The sequence below is a fragment of the Spirillospora sp. CA-128828 genome, from assembly GCF_050945415.1.
Lineage (GTDB): Bacteria > Actinomycetota > Actinomycetes > Streptosporangiales > Streptosporangiaceae > Spirillospora.
On the sequence record NZ_CP191986.1, the window covers coordinates 8,209,498 to 8,226,412 of the forward strand.

Here is a 16,915-nt window from a genome sequence, read left to right on the forward strand (position 1 = left end):
CATGAGTTCCGGCCTGCACGCCAAGAAGCCGATATTCCAGCGCTACCGCAGACCGGCCATCGCGGTCGCGGTGGCCGGAGCGGTCGCCGCCGCGGCCGCGGTACCGCTGTTGAACACCGACGAGTCGGTCAACGCGGCCCGGACGTCCGAGGCCAGGTCCTGCACCCCGATCAAACTGATCGTCGTGCCGGGCACCTGGGAGACCACGATGAACGCCGACCCGGACACGCCGGTCGGCATGCTCCGCGGCATCACCGAACCGCTGGAGCGACGGTTCGGAGACCGGATCTCCTCGTACTGGGTCGGCTACAACGCGACCGCCTTCGACCAGGGCGTGACCTACAACGACTCGAAGCAGACCGGGATCGACAACGCCCGCAAGGCGATGACCGAGATCTCCCGGGACTGCCCCGGCACCCGGTTCGTCGGGCTCGGATTCAGCCAGGGCGCGCACGTCAACGGCGACGTCGCCGCCCAGATCGGGGCCGGGCAGGGCCCCGTCCCGGCCGCCTCGTACATCGCGGGCGGGGGCGTCGCCGACCCGGCCAAGGGGACCAAGGGCGAGGTGAACCTCGGCGATCCGCTGCCCGGCACCAGGGGCCTCGCCGGACCGCGGCCGCAGGGCTTCGGTGCACTGTCCGGCCGGGTCGCGAACGTGTGCCTCAAGGGCGACCTGTACTGCGCCCTGCCGGAGGAGAACAAGCTCACCGCCACTCTCGGCACCGTGCTGAGCCGTGTCGGCATCGCCAACATGCAGCAGTCGACGGAGCAGGAACTGGCCACCGACCTCGGCACCGCCGGCGGCAGGCCGGCCGACCTCGCCGCCGTTCCGAACGGCCTGCGGACGCTGACCGGCCAGGCGCGCGGCAAGGACACCGCCGGGGCGGCCCGTACCGCCGGCGAGCTGACGAAACTCGTCGGCCCACTGCAGACCCTCACCCGCGCGGTCGCCAATCCCGTCCTGGTGAACGCACTGCTGAACTCCCCGCCCGGTTCGCAGAACCACATCGCGGGCCAGGTGCTCCAGGCGCTGTCCAGAACCGACCTGGTGGGGCTCGCCAACGACCTCGACGCCGTGAGCGCCGCCGCGAAGGCGGGGGACACGGCCGGGCTGGCGCGGGCGGCGCTCGCCGCCGCCGCCAAGGCCGCCCCGCTGACCGGGCTGCCCGCCGACCAGGTGGCCAAGGTCACCAAGGTCATCCAGGGCCTCCAGCCGGTCGCGCTGCTCGCCCAGGCGAGCAACGTCATCGGCGGGATCAGCAGGATCGACTACCGCGGCATCCAGCGCGCCGCCCAGGCCGTGCCCGCGTACGCCCAGCGGGGCGACGTGCGGGGGTTGTACCGTTCCCTGGTCGCGATCGAGGACCGGCTGATGCCGCTGGCCAAGACCGCCAACCGGGTGGACCTCACCCCGCTCGCCGCGCTGCTGGCGATGTGGCCGCCCGGCTCGCCGGAGCGGGCCGTCGGGGAGGCCCTGGTCATCCTCGACCGCGTCGACTGGGTCCGGATCACGCGCGACCTGCGCGCCATCCAGAACAAGCTCGACAACTTCGACCCGAAGCGGCCACCGGTCATCGACGCCACGAACCCGGCCAAGTCGCTGAACGACTTCTTCGGCGTCGATCTGCTCTCCCTGATGCCCCAGATCGCCGACCTGGCTGAACACGGCCTGGACGTCGCCGGGGTGCCGCTGCCGAAGGGCACGCTCAAGCAGCTGCTGAAGACCCGGCTCGACCCGCGCCATGTGGTCGACGAGGGCATCGACGCCGCGGTGTTCTACGGCACGCGCCGGCACGTGATGTACGGCACCGAGCCGGTCGACAAGACCGGACGCCCCGCGCTGGAGGTCCTTGAGGCCTGGCTCGCCCAGCGCATCGAAACAGCCTGATCCCAACCGTCCTGAGGACACTGAGCCGGCCCGTCCGGGCCTCCCGCGGAAGGTGTGGGGAGGACCGGACGGGCCTGTTCGGGTGGGTCAGGCGACGTCCAGCTCGCGCCGGCGGTCGGCCCACTGGAGGGAGTGACGGATGGCGTCCTCGATGGTGTACTCGGGCTTCCAGGCGAGCACGTCCCAGGCCTTCGCCGGGTCGACGAAGGCGCCGACGACGTCCCCGGGGCGGGCAGGGGCGTCCTCGGCCCGGAAGGAGTCACCGACGACCTCGCGGAACGCGGCGACGAGCTCCCGGACGGTGGTGCCGTCGCCGGTGCCGAGGTTGACGACCTCGTAGCGGGCGTGCTCCCCGACCGGCGGGATGATCGCGTCGAACCGGGCGGCCGCCTCGTAGAAGGCGCGGGCGATGTCCCAGACGTGGATGTAGTCGCGGATCGCGGTGCCGTCCCGGGTCTCCCAGTCCACCCCGGTGATCTTGAAGGGGACGCCGAGGGAGTAGCACTCGATCATCTTGCCGAGGGCATGGGTGGGCTTGCTGTTCTGCAGGCCGGTGCGGAGCCGGGGGTCGGCACCGATCGGGTTGAGGTAGCGCAGCGAGATGACGCGCAGGCCGTACGCCTCGCAGAAGTCCTCCAGCAGCAGCTCGGCCATCATCTTCGAGCGCGTGTAGGGGTTCTGCGGTTCGAGCTCGGACGTCTCGGAGACCGACAGGTCGGCCTCCGGGCGGTACATCCCCGCCGTGGACGCGAAGATCATCCGGTCGCATCCGTTGCGGACGAGGTGGCCGGCGAGATCGAGCGTCTTCGACAGGTTGACCCGGTAGTAGCGCAGCGGGTCCGTCATCGAGTCGGGCACCACGATCAGCGCGGCGCAGTGCACGGTCGCGATGATGTCGGAGTGGTCGCGGAAGATCTTGTCGACCAGCTCACCGTCCCCGATGTCGCCCTGGTAGAAGATCTTGCCGGCGGTGAACTCCTGCCGGCCGGTGATGAGGCTGTCGAGCACCACGGGAGTGACCCCGCGCTCGGCGAAGGCGGAGGCGATCGTGCTGCCGATGAACCCGGCTCCCCCAGTGATCAGCACTTTCATGTGGCTTCCCCTGCAGGCCAGTGCGTCCCCTTGAGCTTTCGACCACAGGATCAGCAGGCGAACGCGGACGGTCAACGCCCCGCACTCCAGGTGACCGGGTCCGGACGCGGGTGAACCGGTGCGGGGGGCGCGGCGTCCGCGCACGAGTCCTCCCCCGCGCCGTCACCAGCGAAGATCGCCGATCGGGCCGGCGCGGCAATCGGACGGCCGAAACGAAGTACAGCGTTTGCAGGATCCGCCGGGCCCGCGCAGCGGTCATGGTCGGTGGATGGAACCGATCCGCGTCCTCATCGTGGACGATCACGCGCTCTTCGCCGAGGCCCTCGCGGCGCGGCTCGGGCGCGAGCCCGATCTGGTGATCCTCCCGATCGCCGCCGACGTGCGGCGCGCACTCGCGCTGACCGCCACCGAGCGCCCGCGGGTGCTCGTCCTCGACCTGACGCTGGGCGCGGAGAGCGGGCTGGACGTCCTGGACAGGGTCCGCGAGCGGTACCCCGACGTCCGGGTCGTGGTGCTGACCGCGATGAGCGGGATGGACGCGATGGTGCGGGCGGTCCGGCGCGGCGCCGTGGGCTGGCTGGAGAAGACCGAGAGCGCCGACCTCGTCGCGCGGGTGATCCGGTCCGCGGCGCGGCAGGGCGGCTGGATCCCGCCGGACGCGCTCGGCGAGGTGCTGCGGAGGCTGACCCGGGACGGCGGCGAGCCGGACGGCGCGGACCTGCTCGCCGAGCTGACGCCCCGCGAGCGCGAGGTCCTGCAGTGCATGGTGGACGGCCTCGGCCGCGCGGAGATCGCCGAGCGGCTGGGCCTGTCGGCGAACACCGTCCGCACCCACACGCAGAACCTGCTGGCGAAGCTCGACCTGCACTCCGCGCTGGAGGCGATCACCCTCGCGATGCGCGCCGGCATGCGCCCCATGCCGGACGACTGATCCGCCGGTGGCCCTGGTGCAAACGGCGTAGGGCGGGGTCGTCTTTTGGGCGATTGCTCCGGCTGAGGGGCTTCTTACGCTCGCCGTGACGAAGCCGGAGGGAAGATCGTGGAGATCGACGAAGTCGCCGCGCGGGTGGTCCGGAGCTACTGGTCGCTCCTGCTGGTCATGACGGTTCTCCCGTTGGTGCTCGTGGGGCTGGCCATGAGCGGGCAGGAGCCGCCGTACGTGGCCGGGACGCGGTTGCAGGCGAGCAGCAAGGCGACCGACGCGGCGCCCGGGGACGCGGGCGTGTCCATCGTGGTCAGCCAGGTGAAGGCGTTCGCGACCAGCGAGAACCTGCTGAGCGGTGTGCTGCGGCAGCAGCACGTGGACCGGTCGACGGTGAAGACCGCGAAGGCGATCGGGGTGACGGGGCTCGGGACGTCCACGGTCGTCGAACTGTCGGTGAAGGACCGGGACCCGGGGGTGGCGCGGCGGCTGGCCGACGCCCTCGGCGCCGCGGTCGTCAAGGAGATCAACGAGTCCAACCAGGGCTCGATCAGGCAGCAGATGGACGACATCGACAAGCGCATCCGGGCGCTGGAGAAGAAGCTCGGGCCGCTGTCGCGGCGGGCGGGCGCGCAGCCGGTCCCCGACATCGGCGCCGCGAACGAGCGGGAGCGGGTGCAGGCGGAGCTGACCGACCTGCGGTCGAACCGGTCGGACCTGCAGACGCAGCTGTCGTCGGCCGGGACGGCGTCGGTGGTGCAGCCGGCGGTGCTGGCCCCGCGCACCGACCCGGTGGTGATGATGGCGGCGATCGCGGGCCTGGTCGGGCTGATCGGCGGGATCCTCATCGCGGTGGTGACGGAGATGGTCCGTCCCACGATCCCGGGGCAGCGGCGGGTCGCGCGGCGGCTCGGGGTGCCGCTGCTCGGCTGGGCCGACGCGGGCCCGGCGCGGCTCGCCGACCTCGGCCGCCGGGTCCGGCTCGCCGCGAAGAAGGAGGGCGTGGGGCGGGTCACGCTGGTCGGCGCGCCCGGCCCGCTGCCGGCGGACCTGGTGTCGTCGATCGCGTCCGCGGTGTACGGGGACGACACGAAGGTCGTCACGGCCCGTCCGGGACGGTCCGGGTCCGGCGACGGCGACGAGGGCTCCGGAGACGGGGACGGGCCGGCCCTCAACAGCAACGGGCCCGGGGGCGGCGGCGGGAAGAGCACGTCGGTGGTCCGCGCCGGCGGCACCGCCGTCATCACGAAGAAGCCGGCCGAGGTGTCCCCGTCGGAGGTCACCCAGCCGGTCCCGGTGCGCCGGCTCTGTCATGTGCACGCGTTCGAGGACATCGATCCGGGTTCGGACGAGGAGGTCGGCGTGGTCGTGGTGGTCGGCCCGGTGACGAAGGCGGCGGGGCTGGAGACGGTCCGCGACCTGGTCGCCGCGTCCGGCTGGCCGCTGCTCGGCGTCGTCGCCACGTCCCGGAAGATCAAGGGGTAGCAGATGAGTTCGTCCGTTCCGTTCACGATCCCGTCGGTGTCCGGCGAGGTGTCCGACGCCGTCGTCAAGGTGCTCGACTCGGGCTGGATCACGACGGGGCCGCAGACGGCCGCGTTCGAGCAGGAGTTCGCCGACCATCTCGGCGCCGCGCACGTCGTCGCGGTCGCCTCGTGCACGACCGCGCTGGAGCTGTGCCTGCGGGCGCTGGACCTTCCGCCGGGTTCCGCGGTGCTCACGCCGAGCCTCACGTTCTGCGGCGCGATCAACGCGATCCTGCACGCGGGCCACCGGCCGGTGCTGGTCGACATCGACGAGGACACGCTGGTCCCGAGCCCGGCGACGGTCGCCGCGGCGGCGGCCAGGAGCGAGCCCCGGGCGATGATCGTCCAGAACCAGGGCGGATACCCGGTGGACGTGGCCGCGCTCGTGGAGGCGGCGGGCCTCGACCGGACGCGGGTCGTCGAGGACGCGGCGCACGGCCCCGGCGCGGCGCGCGGCGGGAAGCCGGTCGGGTCGGAGTCGTTCGCGGCGTGCTTCTCCTTCTACGCCACCAAGAACATGCCGATCGGCGAGGGCGGCGCGGTGGCGTCCTGCGACCAGGAGTTCGCCGACCGGGTCCGCGCGATGCGGATGCACGGGATGAGCAAGGACTCCTGGAAGCGGTACATGCCCGGCGGCAGCTGGCGGTACGACGTGAAGACGGTCGGTCTGAAGGCCAACATGACCGACGTCCAGGCGGCGATAGGGCGCGCGCAGCTCGCGGCTCTGCCCGGCTGGCAGGAGCGGCGCGCCCGCATCGTCGCGGCGTACGACGAGGCGCTGCGCGGCCTGCCCGGCCTCGTCCTGCCGCAGCGGAACCTGGACGGCGTGCGGCACGCCTGGCACCTCTACCAGGTGCGGGTCCCGGACCGGGACGAGATCAGCGCCGAGCTGGAGGCGGCGGGCGTAGCGACGTCCGTGCACTTCATCCCGGCGAACCAGATGACGGCCTACCTGGAGATCCTGGGCGCGGACGAGTGCGCGCGGGTGCCGGTCACCGACCGGGTCGGCGCGGAACTGCTGTCGCTCCCGCTGTACCCGGGGCTGACGGACGACGGGCTGGAACGCGTCGTCTCCGCACTCACCGAGGCGCTGCGGACCCGGAGCTGACCGTGCGAAGGTTCCACCCGCGACGCCGCCGCCCGGGGACCCCCGCGCCGGTCCCCGTCAGCCCGCTCGCCCTGCTCATGGGACGCGACGAGGTCGTCCTGGCGGGGCGGCGCGGGCGGCGGCTGGTGCGGGGCCGGCGGGTGCTGGTCACCGGGGCGTGCGGGACGGTCGGCCGGGCACTGTGCCACCAGCTCGAACGGCTCGGCCCGGCCGCGCTGTGCCTGGTCGACAAGGACGGCGACGGCCTGCGGCGGCTCGGCAGGGAGATCGCCGGGGCCGCGCTCGCCCGGGCGGACGTCCGGGACGAGCGGCGAGTGGACCGGGTCTTCGGGGAGGCCCGGCCCCACCTGGTGTTCCACATGGCCGGGCGGAGCGTGCTGGCGGAGGTCGAGCGGAACCCGTGCCGGGGCGTCGCCGACAACGTCCTCGGCACCCGGCACGTGATCGACGCCGCGGTGCGGCACGGCGTGCAGCGGCTCGTGTTCGTCTCGTCCGACAAGGCCGCCGACCCGACGTCGGTGCTCGGCGCGACCATGCGGCTCGGGGAGCTGCTGCTGCGGACGGCGATCGGCGGCCCGACGTGCTTCGCCGCCGTCCGGGTCGGGAACGTGCTCGGCGAGGCGGGGCCGCTGCTGAGCCTGCTCGCGCACCGCATCTCCTCCGGCGAGGTCGTCACGATCACCCATCCCGAGGTGGCCCGCCACTTCATGACGGTGGAGGAGGCGGCCGGCCTGCTGATCGAGGCGGCGGCGATGTCGGAGGAGGCGGAGACGTTCGTCCTCGACATGGGCCGGCCCGTCCCGGTGATCGACCTCGTGCACCGGTACGCCGAGCAGCTCCGGCTGCCGGAGGTGACGATCCGGTTCAGCGGGCTCGGCCCCGGCGAGAAGCTCGCGGAGAAGGTGTTCGCCGACTCCGAGCCGCGGATCCGCACCGCCCACCCGAAGATCTGGGCGACCCGTCCAGCCGCGCCGCCCGCGGGGCTCTCCCGGCTGCTGGACGAGCTGGAGGCGGCGGCCGGGGCCGGCGACGACGGCGCGGTGCGGCTGCTGCTGCGCCGGCTGCTGCCCGAGTACCACCCGGTCCGGCGCCCGGAGCCGTCCGGCGAGCCGCCGCCGCCCGGACCGTCCTGCCTCTGCGGTGCGGGGTGCGACCCCGGTCCGCCCGGCCTGTGAGGTGTGCATGAGTACCACGAGGAAGCTCAGAGTCGCCACGGTGATCACCCGGTTCAACGGGGGCGCCGGCCAGGTCGCGCTGAACGGCGCGCTGGCGCTGCCGGACGGCGACTACGAGCGCGCGATCGTCACCGGCGGCGTCGGCATGGACAGCACGGCCTCGTCCACCGGCAACGGCGTCCTCTTCGGGGACGAGGCCGTGGCCAACGCCGCCGCCGGTGACCTCACTCCCGCGGCGCACGCGGCCGGGATGGAGATCGTCCAGGTGGGGCCGCTGGTGCCGCAGATCTCGCCGCGCGACGACCTGGCCGCGCTGCGCACGCTGACCCGGGTGCTGGCGGAGGGACGGTACGACGTCGTCCACACCCACAGCGCGAAGGGCGGCGTGATCGGCCGCGTCGCGGCGGCCCGCGCCGGCGTCCCGCGCATCGTGCACACGTGGCACGGGTTCCCGTTCAACGAGTTCCAGTCGCGGGCGCGGCGCCGCATGTATATAGGTCTGGAGCGCATCGCGGCCAAGCGCACCGACGCGTTCCTCGCGATCGGGTCGGAGACGGTGACGACGGCGCTGCGGCTCGGCCTGACCACACCGGAACGGGTGCGGCTGTCGTGGCCGGCCGTCGACGTGGACGCCTACGCGTCCGCGCCCGGCTCCCGCGCGCAGGCCCGCCGCCGCCTCGACCTGCCGCTCGGCGTGAAGGTCGTCGGGTCGGTCGGGCGGCTGACGTTCCAGAAGGGCCCGGAGATCTTCGCGAAGGCGATCGCCCGGCTGCCGGACGACGTGTTCGGGCTCTGGGTCGGCGGCGGCCCCATGGCGGACGAGCTGGAGAAGCTCACCGCGAGGCTCGGCGTCGGCGAGCGGATGCGCTGGCTCGGGCACCGCGACGACGTCGCCGACGTGCTGCCCGCGTTCGACGTGATGGCGATGGCGAGCCGCTGGGAGGGGCTCCCGTGCGTGCTCGTCGAGGCGATCGGGGCAGGGATCCCGCTGGTCGCGACGGCCGTCCCGTCCAACCAGGACCTCGTGCTCGCCGGCGAGACCGGGATGCTCGTCCGGCCCGAGGACCCGGACGGTCTCGCCGCCGCGGTGTCGGCGCTGCTGGACGACCCGTCCGCGGCCGCGCGGATGGCCGCCCGCGCCCGCGCCAGGGTCGGCGAATGGTTCTCGCCGGCGCACCTCGGCACCGTCCTGGACGAGACCTACCGAGGAAACTCCAGCCGCCCATGACCGCGATGATCGAGGCACGGCCGAGCGACGGCGAGCAGCCCGCGCCGCCGCTCAGGCGCGGCACGCGGCTGACGACCGTGGTGCTGGTCGCGGGTATCGCCTCGCTGCCGATGCTGATGCCGGCCGGCCTGCCGCCGGGCCCCGGCAACACCGGGCTGCCCGATCTCGCGCTGGTCGGCCTGACCGCGACGACGCTGCTGTGGGCGGGCACCCGGAGGCTGCCGGTCCGGTGGCCGTTCCTCATCCCGACCCTGCTGACGATCATCGCGGGCGGGATCGCCGCCGTCGTCAACGACGCCGGCGCGCTCACCCTCGTCAAGGACCTGTTCGTGCTGCTGTGGGCGGTCTGCGTCGCCAACCTCGGCCGGGACCCGGCACTGCTGAAGGTGGCGCTCCGCGCGTTCGTCTGGATCGGGACGTGCTACGCCCTCGTCATGATCGTCGGCTTCGTGCTGGGGATCGAGGCGCTGTCCGGCAAGCAGATCGACGGCGAACGCGCCATGTTCACGTTCGGCGACGCCAACTACGCCTCCAACTGGTTCATCTGCGTCTTCTTCATCGCCCGCGCGACCCGGTTCCCGGAGACGCCGCGGAAACGGTGGGCGGTCTGCGGGATCCTGCTCGCCGCCGAGCTTCTGACCGGCTCGAACGGCGGGCTGCTCGCGCTGGTCATCGCGATCCTGCTCGGCTACCTGTTCCGGCTGTTCCGCGAGGGCAAGGCCCACCACGCGATCGCCGTCGGCGCGTTCGCCGTGTTCGTCGGCGGGGCCGGCGTCGCGGTCGTCACGCAGGTCGACGTCCAGCCGCTCCTGGACCAGGCCAGCCAGGCGTCGCCCATCCTGCGCGACTCCATCGGGCGGACCACCGGGGAGAGCACGAACTCGCGCAGCACCGTCCTCGCCACCACCCTCCAGATGATCGACGACCAGCCCCACCCGTGGGGCATCGGCCCCGGCCAGACCGAGAAGCAGATGCTGGTGCGGCAGGAGACGTACGTACGGGAGGCGCACAACGACTACGTCGCCGCCGTCCTCGAACGCGGCTTCCTCGGGGGTGTCGCGCTCATCGTGCTGGTCTTCGCGCTGCTGCTGAGGTGCGTGCGGATCGCCCGGCGGGACGCGCTGACCGGCGAGTACGCGCGGCTCGTCCCGCGGCCCGAACTGTTCGGCGCGCTCGTCGCCGTCTTCCTCGTCTCCGGCCTCTTCTACGAGACCCTCCATTACCGCCACGGCTGGGCGTTCTTCGGCGTGATCGCCGCCCTCGATCTCTTCGGAAGGGACGAACCCCGATGACGGACACCCAGGAGTCTCCCGCCGTTCTCGCGTCCGAGGCGGAGGCCGGCCGGTTGCGTCGCAGGCTGTTCGCGCTGGTGGCGGGGAACATGGCGGGGCGGGTCGGGGCGCTCGCCTCGCTCGGGCTCGCGACGATCATGGTGGCGCGGATCGGCGGGCCGAAGCTCGTCGGCGCGTTCACGCTCGTCCGGATCCTGCCGGGGCTGCTGTGCCAGCTGTCCAGCGCCGGGCTGCCCGGCGCGGCGCCGTTCTTCCTCGCCCGGGGCGACTACGACCAGAGCCGGGTGCGGCCCACGCTGGCCTGGCTGACCGTGATCGGCGCGACGATCGCCGGGGTCGGGTGGCTGGCGCTCAGCCCGCTGGTCTACCTGGTGTTCTTCAAGTCGTTCGGGATCTGGATCGCGGTCGCCGCGGCCGCGCCGTCCTTCACGCAGGGCTTCGTGTCGGTCGGCAAGGGCATGCTCCAGGGGACCGACGACCAGCCGGGCGCGAGCCTCGCGATCGCCGTCGAGGAGTTCGTGTTCCTGCCGATCTACCTCGTGATCCTGACCGGCTGGTACGGGCCCGGCGCGCTGATCACCGGGCTGGTGCTCGCCGACGTCGCCGCCGCCGCGTGGATCGCCCGGCGGCTCGCCCGGCGCGGGTTCTTCGCCGCGTGGGGACGGCCCGACCCGCGGCTCGGCCGGTCCATCGCCGGATACGGGTTCCGCGGCTACCTCGGCCAGCTCATCGACCTGCTGCAACTGCGGTTCGACATGGCGCTGCTCGGCGCCCTCGCCGGGCCGAAGGTGCTCGGCGTCTACACGGTGGCGAGCAAGTTCGCCGAGCTCGTGCAGCTTCCCGGGCTCGCGGTCAACTACGTCCTGTACCCGGACTTCGCCAAGGAGGACCGGGAGACGGCGACGAAACGGACGTCCCGCCTGATCCTGCCCGCGCTCGGCGTGTCGGCACTGGCCGCGCTGCCGCTCGCCCTCATCGCCGGGACCGCGCTGCCCTGGATCTTCGGGGACGTCTTCGACGACGCGGTCGTGCCCACCTACATCCGGCTGGCGGGCGTCGTCACGTTCGGCGTCACCGGGCTCGTCATGGCCTACCTGTACGGGGTCGGACGGCCCGGCGCCGCGTCCACCGGGCAGGGCATCGGGCTCGTGGTCGTCGTCGTCCTCGGCGCCGTCCTGATCCCCACGCACGGCGCGACAGGCGCCGCCGTCGCCACGTCCGTCTCCTTCGTCGCCACCACGGCCGCGCTGCTGGTCTGGTTCCAGCACGTCAGGAACACCGCATCCGAACCCCCCGCACCCGAGAACAAGGGGTGACCATGTCCGAGCTCGCGAGCCGTCCCGTCGACCCGTCCGACGGCGTCCCCCCGTCCGCCGCACGCCGCGTGCTGGACGTCGCCGGCGCGCTCACCGGGCTGCTGCTCCTCAGCGTCCCGCTGCTGATCATCTATGCGCTGGTGCGGCTGTCCAGCCCGGGGCCGGGCGTGTTCCGGCAGACGCGCGTCGGGCAGGGCGGCCGGCCGTTCACCATGTACAAGTTCCGGACCATGCGGCAGGGCGTCGGCGGCCTCACCGTCACCGCCAACTGCGACCCGCGGCTGACGAAGGTGGGCAAGCTGCTGCGCCGGTGGTCGCTGGACGAGCTGCCGCAGCTGGTGAACGTCCTGCGCGGCCAGATGACGCTGGTCGGGCCGCGCCCGGAGACCTACGACCTCGCCGTCCACTACGACGGGCAATGCCGCTGGATCTTCGACCACCGGCCCGGCCTGACCGGCGTGTCCGAGGTCCGGTTCCGCGACTTCGACGTGCTCGGCCCCGGCGAGGAGGTCGATCTCGTCAACTACATCGAGCGGATCGTCCCGGCGCGGGTCTCCGTCGACGCCGTCTACCTGCGCGACCCGTCGATGCGCGCCACGCTCGGCGCGCTCTGGGACACCGTCAAGCACATCCTCCGCATCCCGATCCCGCCCCTTCCCGTGCACGTCGCCGGGGTCGTCAAGGACGCCCAGGACAAGGCGGCGCGCACCGCCGAGGAGCCCGGCTCCGCCGCCTGACCTGCTCATCCGGGGGGCGACCCCCGGACCCCCGCAGCAGCGACCAGACGAGCCTCGCTTCGCTGGCGCTCCGCTGCGGTCGTCCGCCCGCAACATCCGGGGAGTAACGCGTCATGGACATCCGGGACGCCCGGTTCAAGATCATGGTCGTCGCGGTCACGGTCGCCCTGGCCGCCGGGTTCCTGTTCTACCTGCGGCACAGGGCGTCCGGGTACGAGCCGTACCGGGGGCCGCTCGCCACGCCGGGGACGCCGGCCGCCGACCCGGGCAAGACCCGCCGGATCGCGCTGAACACCGAGCCGTCCGACTACCCGCGGCTCCAGGCGCTCGGCTACGACCTGGTGGACGTCAAGGCGGACCCGGCGCTCGTCGCCGGCGTCCCGGCGGGCATGCAGGCGCTGCTCTGGGTCGGCAACTTCACCTGCGGCGACTTCGAGCTCGGCTGGGACGCGTTCCAGCGGGCCGTCCAGCGCTTCGGGCGCGACCCGAAGGTGTACGGGTGGTACCTGTCGGACGAGCCGAACACCGGCGACTGCCCGAAGATCGCCGGCGAGATCCGCCGCCGCGCCGGCTACATCGAGCGGAACGCGCCCGGCCAGGTCTCCTTCATCTCGCTGACCGACTGGCCGATGAGACCGCTCGCGCCGAAACGCGTCGGCGTCGACCTGGTCGGCCTGGACCCCTACCCCTGCAAGGGCTCCGACAGGACCCGCGAGCACTGCGACATCGGGGCGATCGACCGGATGGTCCGGATGGCGGACGACGCCGGCATCCCGCGCGCCAAGGTCGCGCCCGTCCTGCAGACGTTCGGGCAGAGCTGCTCGAAGGGCGACCGGAAGTACTGGATGCCGACGCAGTCCCAGTTCCGCAGGATCCTCGCCCGCTGGGACCGGCTCACACCGCGTCCCCTCCTGGAGATCTCCTACTCCTGGGGCCGCCAGGACGAGTGGGCCTGCCCCTCCCTGGCGGACGCCTCCGGAGGCGCCCACCCCGACCTGCAGAGCCTCATGAAGGCCCGGAACGCGGCGCGCTGAGGGTCACTGACCGGGTTGGTCCGCGACGGCCGGGTGCTGGGAGTTCGACGGGACCGGGAACTCCAATGACCCGAGTTTCAGGGCCAGGATCTCCATTACACCAACGGCCAGAACAAACACGACGACCACCAGGCCGAGCTTCCTGCGGTTCACCCCGCGCACCCCTTCAAACCCCCGGACAAGCAAGCAGAAAACGTAACACGCCCTGATCTAAGACCCTGTTCCGGACATGCGATGTCTCACCATTCGTGACAACCCTGTAACCCCGCGAGTGACCTCCGCCACGCGGTGCGCCGTGTCCACTCGGGGTCGCCCCCCGCGTGGACACGGCGCACTGGGTGGACTCGGCTAACAGCGCCTGCTTGTGAGGTTGGCGGCGCGGGCGTTGAGGCATTCGCCGGTGGCGAGGTCGAAGGCGAAGTTGTGGGCGAGGCAGTGGATCTGGCCGTCGCGTACGACGGCGCCGATCGAGAGGTCCTCGCCGGCGTGCGGGCAGTAGCGCGGGATGTCGTAGCGGGCGCCGTCGCAGGCGACGGTGATGCGCTCGCTCTCGTCCCGTCCGGTCTCGTACGCCTCGACGGCGCTCAGCGCCGGGGCGTTGGCGTGCTTGAGAAGGCCGACCAGGTAGTCGTTGTAGACGTCAGGGTCGCGGTAGAGGCTGAGCCGGAAGGAGATGAGCAGGTCCTCCCACGCCATCCGGCCGGTCAGCACGGCGTCCAGCCAGCGCGCCGCGGTGGTGATCCGGTAGTGCGGGCGGACGTCCGGGGACGCCGCCGACACCGTGAGGCCGTCCGGCGCGAAGTCGACGTCCCAGACGCCGCCGCCCGGGCCGGTGATCTCGAACCGGACGATCATGGCGATCTGCCGGAGGAAGTAGTCGCTGAGCCCGCCGAGGTAGGTGAAGTGGGCGGTGAACCGGTCGAACAGGTCCGGGCCGGGCTCAGGGTAGTCCGCCAGCACCGCCGCGATGGCGTCGGCGCGGTCGGCGGCGTACCGCTTGAGGTAGGCGTCCCGGTCCGCGTCGGCGAAGGAGAACTCCGCCGAGACCGGGTCGCGGGTGATCTCGCCGGTGTCCAGGTCGACGGCGTCGCCGGGCTTGAAGCACTCCCAGCGCTGCCCCGGCAGGTGCTCGCGCAGCCAGGCGGTGGAGATCTCCGGGTCGCAGAACGCGCCGTCCTCCTGGCCGAGCACCCAGTTGAGGTGGTCGACCTCCGCGTCCAGGAAGCAGGGCGGGCCGGCGAACGGAACCGCCAGCTCGGGCCCGGTCTGCCGGACGAGCCGCTGCGCCGCGCGCAGCTTGGAGACGCGCTTGGCCATCGAGACCTCGGCCATCTCCGCGGCCGGGTACTCGTAGCAGATCGGGTGCCAGGACGCCCCGGACGTCTGCAGGGCCATCAGGTCGAGCCGGCCGCCCGCCATGTGCTTGGCCCGGCGGGCCTGCGCGGCGGTGAGCCGGGCGTCGTTGCAGTGCAGGATCCCACGGCCGTCCGCCACGATCAGAAAGGCAGCGTCATGGCACATCGGCGACAGTTCCGGAATGACGGTGATCCACGACCCACGATTGTCGAGCGGGAATTTATCCCAGGGCTGGATCTCGATTACCTGACGTCCACCGGCGGCGGCCGTCATGCGCTCCCGGAAGGCGGGTCCGGGATAACACGGAATGAGGATTCTGGTCCGCGCGGGAAGGCGCTCGATGACCCATGGGTCGAAGTGATCTAGATGCTCGTGCGAGACCGCCACCCAGTCGGCGCCGAGCAACGCGGCGACATCGAGGTGATCGTTTCTCGGGTACTGGTGCCAGGCCCCGAGAAAGGCCCCGTCCGGAGCGAGCCATGGGTCCGCGAGCAGGTGGAACGCGGTCGCGTCCACCGCCACCCCCGCATGTCCGATAAATGTGACCGTCGGCATGTCCAGACTGTCTCTCCGGGGGCCCGCCGGCACACCCGCCGGAATACGCAAAGCGGCTACGCCACCGGCATGAAAGAAATGCGCCGGAGGCACCGTTATTACGGCTGAGACGCCCCGTCAAAGGGCCGAGTTTACCCCTCTGGGTGGATGACCGCTTCTGGACAGAGAGAGGACTCTTGCGGCCAATTGACTGGACATCCGCCGGGCGGCCGGGCGACCGTCGATACGGTGCTGAAATAGCGGACGGGGGTCCTCATGAACAACGGACGGGCTCGGTCTTCCCCGCTGGACGCCCGCGCGGGCGCGGGGACGCTCGCGGGCACGGGCGTCCGGGCGGGCGGGCCCTGCGACGGCCGTGGCGGGCAGCTGCTGTGGCGGCGGCGCCTGCGGCACGACATCCGGCACGAACTCGGAACGATCATCATGCTGGCCTCGGCCGTCGTCGTCGCGGAGGACGTCGGCGACATCAGCCGGGCCCGCATCGACCAGCTGCTCGGCGAGACCCGGTGGCTCGACCACCTGCTGCGCCGGCTCGACGAGGACGACGACGACACCCCGCTGCCCAGCCCGGAGCGGATCAGGGTGGACGACCTCACCGCCGAGGTCGTCACCGGGATGCGGCTCGCCGCCCCGCACGAGGTCTGCTTCAGCGGCGGCGAGGCGTGGGCGCACATGGACCCGGTCGCGCTGTGGCGCGCGGTCAGGAACGTCCTCGACAACGCGTGCCGCGTCGCGGAGGGGCGCGTGGACGTGCGCGTCGAGGCCGACCAGGGCTGGGTCGTCATCCAGGTCGACGACGACGGGCCCGGCTTCGGCGCGGTACGTGACGCGGCCCGGCCCGGCCTGGCGTCGCTCGGGCTCGGCATCGTCCACGACCTCATCTCCGGGTACGGCGGCAGCCTGGAGATCCGCACCTGCGAGATGGGCGGGGCGCGCGTCCGGATGCTGCTCCCGGCGGCGCCCCCGCCGGAGGCGGCTGGTTCGGCCTGTGTTCTGGACGGTGTGCACGCCGACGACTGGCGGCCGCATCCATGAGAACGGTCATCTGCGACGACCACGCGGTCTTCGCCGAGTCGCTGTCGCTGGTGCTGACGGACGCCGGGCACAGCGTCGTCGGGGTCACCTACTCCCCCGCCGAGGCGCTGCCCGTGCTGCGGTCCAGGCAGCCCGATCTCTGCCTGATCGACCTGCGGTTCCCGTCCGGCACCGCGCTCGACTGGATGCCGCGGCTGCGGGGCTCGTCCCCGCGGACGAGGTTCGTCGTGCTGACCGGCTTCCTGGAGCAGCCGGTGCTGGAGGCGGGCGTCGCGGCGGGCGTGCGCGGGTTCGCGCACAAGGGGCAGCAGGCCGGCGACATCCTGACGGTGCTGCGCCGCGTCGCGGACGGCGAGATCGTCGTCGACGAGGCGACCCGGCGCGGCTGTGCCCGTCCGCGCAGTCAGGCGCAGAAGGTCGCGCAGTTCCTCACTCCGCGCGAGCGGGAGGTGCTGACGCGGCTGGCGCGCGGCGAGTCCACCCAGGCGCTCGCCAAGGCGATGGGGGTCACCCGCAGCACGGCGCGCAGCCACGTGCAGAGCGTGCTGAGCAAGCTGGGCGTGCACTCCCAGCGGGAGGCGGTGATCGAGGCGGCCCGGCACGGCCTGGTCAGCGTGGAGACCGGGGAGTGGCTCGCCGGGTAGCCGGAAC

The 16,915-nt window shown here is 72.5% G+C and carries 14 protein-coding genes; 12 read left to right on the forward strand and 2 right to left on the reverse strand.

What is annotated here, in order from left to right:
- Position 1 precedes the first annotated feature (1 nt).
- The gene (locus ACQPXG_RS39520; protein WP_433464257.1) at positions 2-1,888 is read left to right on the forward strand and encodes a cutinase family protein; all 1,887 of its coding nucleotides are present in this window, start codon (positions 2-4) and stop codon (positions 1,886-1,888) included.
- 87 nt (positions 1,889-1,975) lie between these two features.
- On the opposite strand, the gene galE is transcribed toward ACQPXG_RS39520, so the two are convergent.
- Positions 1,976-2,980, reverse strand: coding sequence for a UDP-glucose 4-epimerase GalE (gene galE, locus ACQPXG_RS39525; protein ID WP_433464258.1), 1,005 nt, complete (start codon positions 2,978-2,980; stop codon positions 1,976-1,978).
- Between the two features lie 268 nt (positions 2,981-3,248).
- Between galE and ACQPXG_RS39530 the strand changes: the two genes are divergently transcribed.
- From ACQPXG_RS39530 to ACQPXG_RS39570, 9 genes are all read left to right on the forward strand, one after another.
- Complete coding sequence (locus ACQPXG_RS39530) at positions 3,249-3,911, forward strand: response regulator (protein WP_433464259.1); 663 nt, start codon at positions 3,249-3,251, stop codon at positions 3,909-3,911.
- A 108-nt stretch (positions 3,912-4,019) separates the two neighbouring features.
- Entirely contained in the window at positions 4,020-5,387 is a 1,368-nt protein-coding gene (locus tag ACQPXG_RS39535) for a hypothetical protein (RefSeq protein ID WP_433464260.1), read from the forward strand.
- A gap of 3 nt (positions 5,388-5,390) precedes the next feature.
- Positions 5,391-6,536, forward strand: a complete 1,146-nt coding sequence (locus tag ACQPXG_RS39540; protein ID WP_433464261.1) for a DegT/DnrJ/EryC1/StrS family aminotransferase — start codon at positions 5,391-5,393, stop codon at positions 6,534-6,536.
- Between the two features lie 2 nt (positions 6,537-6,538).
- The gene (locus ACQPXG_RS39545; protein WP_433464262.1) at positions 6,539-7,711 is read left to right on the forward strand and encodes a polysaccharide biosynthesis protein; all 1,173 of its coding nucleotides are present in this window, start codon (positions 6,539-6,541) and stop codon (positions 7,709-7,711) included.
- A gap of 7 nt (positions 7,712-7,718) precedes the next feature.
- Positions 7,719-8,939 carry a glycosyltransferase gene (locus tag ACQPXG_RS39550; protein ID WP_433464263.1) on the forward strand — a complete coding sequence of 407 codons (1,221 nt, stop codon included), beginning with the start codon at positions 7,719-7,721 and terminating at the stop codon, positions 8,937-8,939.
- Positions 8,936-10,231, forward strand: a complete 1,296-nt coding sequence (locus ACQPXG_RS39555) for an O-antigen ligase family protein (protein WP_433464264.1) — start codon at positions 8,936-8,938, stop codon at positions 10,229-10,231. Before ACQPXG_RS39550 ends, ACQPXG_RS39555 begins: the two co-directional genes overlap by 4 nt.
- Positions 10,228-11,547 (forward strand): lipopolysaccharide biosynthesis protein, encoded by a 1,320-nt coding sequence (locus tag ACQPXG_RS39560; protein ID WP_433464265.1) that lies wholly within the window; start codon positions 10,228-10,230, stop codon positions 11,545-11,547. Before ACQPXG_RS39555 ends, ACQPXG_RS39560 begins: the two co-directional genes overlap by 4 nt.
- Before the next feature lie 2 nt (positions 11,548-11,549).
- Positions 11,550-12,284 carry a sugar transferase gene (locus tag ACQPXG_RS39565; protein ID WP_433464266.1) on the forward strand — a complete coding sequence of 245 codons (735 nt, stop codon included), beginning with the start codon at positions 11,550-11,552 and terminating at the stop codon, positions 12,282-12,284.
- A 113-nt stretch (positions 12,285-12,397) separates the two neighbouring features.
- Positions 12,398-13,318, forward strand: a complete 921-nt coding sequence (locus tag ACQPXG_RS39570) for a hypothetical protein (protein WP_433464267.1) — start codon at positions 12,398-12,400, stop codon at positions 13,316-13,318.
- Between the two features lie 348 nt (positions 13,319-13,666).
- Here the strand turns inward: ACQPXG_RS39570 and ACQPXG_RS39575 are convergent, their stop codons facing one another.
- Positions 13,667-15,229 carry a Rieske 2Fe-2S domain-containing protein gene (locus ACQPXG_RS39575; RefSeq protein WP_433464268.1) on the reverse strand — a complete coding sequence of 521 codons (1,563 nt, stop codon included), beginning with the start codon at positions 15,227-15,229 and terminating at the stop codon, positions 13,667-13,669.
- Between the two features lie 255 nt (positions 15,230-15,484).
- On the opposite strand from ACQPXG_RS39575, the gene ACQPXG_RS39580 reads away from it, so the two are divergent.
- Both ACQPXG_RS39580 and ACQPXG_RS39585 read left to right on the forward strand, forming a co-directional pair.
- Complete coding sequence (locus ACQPXG_RS39580) at positions 15,485-16,264, forward strand: sensor histidine kinase (protein WP_433464269.1); 780 nt, start codon at positions 15,485-15,487, stop codon at positions 16,262-16,264.
- The gene (locus ACQPXG_RS39585; protein ID WP_433464270.1) at positions 16,261-16,908 is read left to right on the forward strand and encodes a response regulator; all 648 of its coding nucleotides are present in this window, start codon (positions 16,261-16,263) and stop codon (positions 16,906-16,908) included. The genes ACQPXG_RS39580 and ACQPXG_RS39585 overlap by 4 nt, the downstream gene beginning before the upstream one ends.
- The last annotated feature ends 7 nt before the right edge of the window (positions 16,909-16,915 follow it).